Below are 2949 nucleotides of genomic sequence, written 5' to 3'. Positions count from 1 at the left end.
CCAAGTTTTCGCCCATGCAGGGCGCACATCTCAAAAAAAGAAGCCATCGAATGTGACTTCTTTCTTCATTCCTCATCTAATGAGAAGATCTCGCTTGTAGTTTCCTTAATGTTATACCACAAATAATCAAACAATTGATTTACTTGTTTTAAATCTCCAGTCACTTCCCCAGCAGATGCTTTCAAATTCTCCCCATTTATGACAACAACATCTCCATCTACTTTTCCTTCTACTTTGAGGTCACCATTTCGCACAATTAGATCACCTTCCACCGTTTTTCCTTCTGGTACGATAACGGTATTATCCTCTATAATCAAGTTTTCTTGCTTGGAAACACTTAGTTGATCTTGGTTCCAAGTAGAGAACACACTTCCAAACATGAAAATGAAAAAGATTGCCGCTGCCGTCGTAATGGGATGTGCTTTTAGCCAACGTTTATAGCTATGTGTCTTCTTCTCTTCTGGAAGTTTCTCCATGACACCTTGAGCAAATCCGGTGGGAACTTGGACCTTATTCGTGCTTTGTACCATTGCAATTGTACGTTTTAATTCATGAAAGTGATGCTGACAATCTTCACATTCATATAAATGGTTACGTAATATGATTTCTTCTTCTTTAGTTAACTCGTCGTCCAAATATTTATGCATCAACGCAATGGCTTCAGTTGAACATTTCATTTCCCATCACTCCTTTACACGTGGCGAAGCTTTTTGCGAAGCGCTTCTCTTCCACGATGAATTCTCGTCTTTACAGTGCCAATTGGAATATCTAATACTTCACTAATCTCTTGTAAAGACAATTCATCGATGTATCGTAATACGATAACAGAGCGATACTTCGCAGGAAGGGATAATATTTGCTTATGAATATACGATTGCAATTCTAAACTTTCCACTTCCTCTTCGGGTAATGCTTGATCCGCTGAAATTTGTGAATACATCGTTAAACCTTCTGTACCTTTCACTTCTGCATCAAGGAAATAGTCTGGTTTCTTCTTCCTAATGCGATCAATGGACAGGTTCGTTGCAATACGATATAACCACGTCGAAAACTTTCGATTTTCATCAAACGAATGAATATTTGTGTAAGCCCGAACAAAAGCTTCTTGTGCAATATCTTCTGCTTCATGAGCATTTCCTAACATCCTGAAGCAAATTTGATACACCTTTCCTTGATAAAATGTAACAATTTCTTCAAATGCTGATTGGTCGCCTTTTTTTACTTTTTTTATCTTTTTCTTTATAAATAAATCCATGTATTATACCTCCGCCTCTGCGGTTAACTCTTTTACGAATAGACCGAATAAAAGGTTTCATTATCAACAAAAAAGTTTTTTACATATATTTCATTACATTTATATGATATGTTTAAATGTAATAGAATCGGATATATAATACTATAAACGGAATTTTCCATTGCACAAGGGGGGTCTTGAGCATATGTGTCAGCAATTGTTACAAGAGATTGAATATACCCGAAAGCAGATGGAGACTCTAGCTACTAGTTTACCATTTTCATCCGAACAAGTAATTGAAATAAGTAAACAATTAGATAAATTATTGAATAAGTACGAAATGGTAATTAAGAGTAAATAAAACAGCAACCCTCTGTAGTAGTAGAGTAGTTGCTGTTTCACCGTTTCACTTTAATTTTTCTCCAAATAAGGAACCCATTAACCCTACTGCAACAGAAGCCGTTTTATTCTTTTCATCTAGAATAGGGTTTACTTCTACAAATTCAGCTGACGTTATAATATCTGCCTCTGCTAACATTTCCATCGCTAAATGACTCTCCCGATAGCTCATTCCCCCCATAACTGGCGTACCTACTCCTGGCGCATCTTGCGGATCTAATCCGTCTAAATCCAAACTTAAATGGACTCCATCTACTTTATTTGCTAAATAGTTAATGGATTCTTGAATAACTTTATTCATTCCCAACCGATCAATTTCATGCATCGTATAAACCTTTATACCCTTTTCTTTAATTAACTCTTTCTCTCCTTCATCTAGTGAACGAGCACCTATAATAATCACATTCTCTGCTTTTATCTTAGGCTCATACCCACCTATATTTACTAATCGCTCATCACCAATACCTAAACTTACAGCAAGAGGCATTCCATGTATATTACCAGAAGGAGAGGTTTCTGAAGTGTTTAAATCACCGTGAGCATCATACCAAATAACTCCAAGGTTTTGATAGTGTTTAGCTACACCAGCAAGTGAACCAATTGCTATACTATGATCTCCTCCAAGCACTAACGGAAACCTACCTTTTTGAACTTCTGCATCCACTGTCATCGCTAACTGCTCATTTCCTTTTGCCACTTCATATAAATTACGTAAAGGACTGTCTTCTATAACTTCTTTACGATCCGGTTGTGAAATATGTATATCACCAAGGTCTTCGATATCATATTGTAATTGTTCCAAACGCTCTACCACACCTGCATAACGAATAGCGCTAGGACCCATATCCACCCCTCGTCTATTTTGACCTAAGTCCATTGGGGCACCTATAATTGATAGTTTCCGATTCATCATACCATCTCCTTTTTTTCTATATTCTTATTGTATCTAATTTTCTGTTAATGACTCAACTCAACAATATTTTGCATATATATACGTTTCCGCTTCTTTATAATCGCACAAAAAAACCTTGAAACTTCTTAATGAAGAATCAAGGTTTTGTATATGGAGCCTAGCGGGATCGAACCGCTGACCTCCTGCGTGCAAAGCAGGCGCTCTCCCAGCTGAGCTAAGGCCCCTCTATATGGAGCGGAAGACGGGATTCGAACCCGCGACCCCCACCTTGGCAAGGTGGTGTTCTACCACTGAACTACTTCCGCATCATTATGTAAAAAAACAAAAAACACAATCAACATCGTTTTAAATAGAAACGAGTGAAAGTGGATAAATGGTGAGCCATGGAGGATTCGAACCTCCG

At 37.6% G+C, this 2949-nt stretch carries 4 protein-coding genes and 2 tRNA genes; 1 reads left to right on the top strand and 5 read right to left on the bottom strand.

Translation table 11 applies throughout. The features are described 5' to 3' along the window. Positions 1–65: 65 nt before the first annotated feature. Together N784_RS15530 and sigW are read right to left on the bottom strand one after the other, a co-directional pair. Positions 66–677, bottom strand: a complete 612-nt coding sequence (locus N784_RS15530) for a zf-HC2 domain-containing protein (protein ID WP_036836458.1) — start codon at positions 675–677, stop codon at positions 66–68. Between the two features lie 14 nt (positions 678–691). After that, positions 692–1255: an RNA polymerase sigma factor SigW gene (gene sigW / locus N784_RS15525; RefSeq protein ID WP_036836456.1), complete on the bottom strand. Its 564-nt coding sequence runs from the start codon at positions 1253–1255 to the stop codon at positions 692–694. 184 nt (positions 1256–1439) lie between these two features. Between sigW and N784_RS16460 the strand changes: the two genes are divergently transcribed. Further along, entirely contained in the window at positions 1440–1595 is a 156-nt protein-coding gene (locus N784_RS16460; RefSeq protein ID WP_084600305.1) for an aspartyl-phosphate phosphatase Spo0E family protein, read from the top strand. Between the two features lie 45 nt (positions 1596–1640). Here the strand turns inward: N784_RS16460 and rocF are convergent, their stop codons facing one another. The 3 genes from rocF to N784_RS15510 form a co-directional block, all read right to left on the bottom strand. Further along, the gene (gene rocF, locus N784_RS15520) at positions 1641–2543 is read right to left on the bottom strand and encodes an arginase (protein ID WP_036836455.1); all 903 of its coding nucleotides are present in this window, start codon (positions 2541–2543) and stop codon (positions 1641–1643) included. A gap of 154 nt (positions 2544–2697) precedes the next feature. Continuing rightward, a tRNA-Ala gene (locus tag N784_RS15515) sits at positions 2698–2770 on the bottom strand. Between the two features lie 6 nt (positions 2771–2776). Beyond that, positions 2777–2851: transfer RNA gene (locus N784_RS15510), tRNA-Gly, on the bottom strand. Between the last annotated feature and the right edge of the window lie 98 nt (positions 2852–2949).

It is taken from the genome of Pontibacillus litoralis JSM 072002 (assembly GCF_000775615.1).
Lineage (GTDB): Bacteria > Bacillota > Bacilli > Bacillales > BH030062 > Pontibacillus > Pontibacillus litoralis.
The sequence above is the reverse complement of the archived record's forward strand: the minus strand, read 5'-3'. Positions and strand labels throughout refer to the sequence as shown.

Excerpts from the sequence above, each read along its gene's own strand:
- N784_RS15530 (WP_036836458.1), bottom strand. The coding sequence starts at position 677 with ATGAAATGTTCAACTGAAGCCATTGCGTTGATGCATAAATATTTGGAC.
- sigW (WP_036836456.1), bottom strand. The coding sequence starts at position 1,255 with ATGGATTTATTTATAAAGAAAAAGATAAAAAAAGTAAAAAAAGGCGAC.
- N784_RS16460 (WP_084600305.1), top strand. The coding sequence starts at position 1,440 with ATGTGTCAGCAATTGTTACAAGAGATTGAATATACCCGAAAGCAGATG.
- rocF (WP_036836455.1), bottom strand. The coding sequence starts at position 2,543 with ATGAATCGGAAACTATCAATTATAGGTGCCCCAATGGACTTAGGTCAA.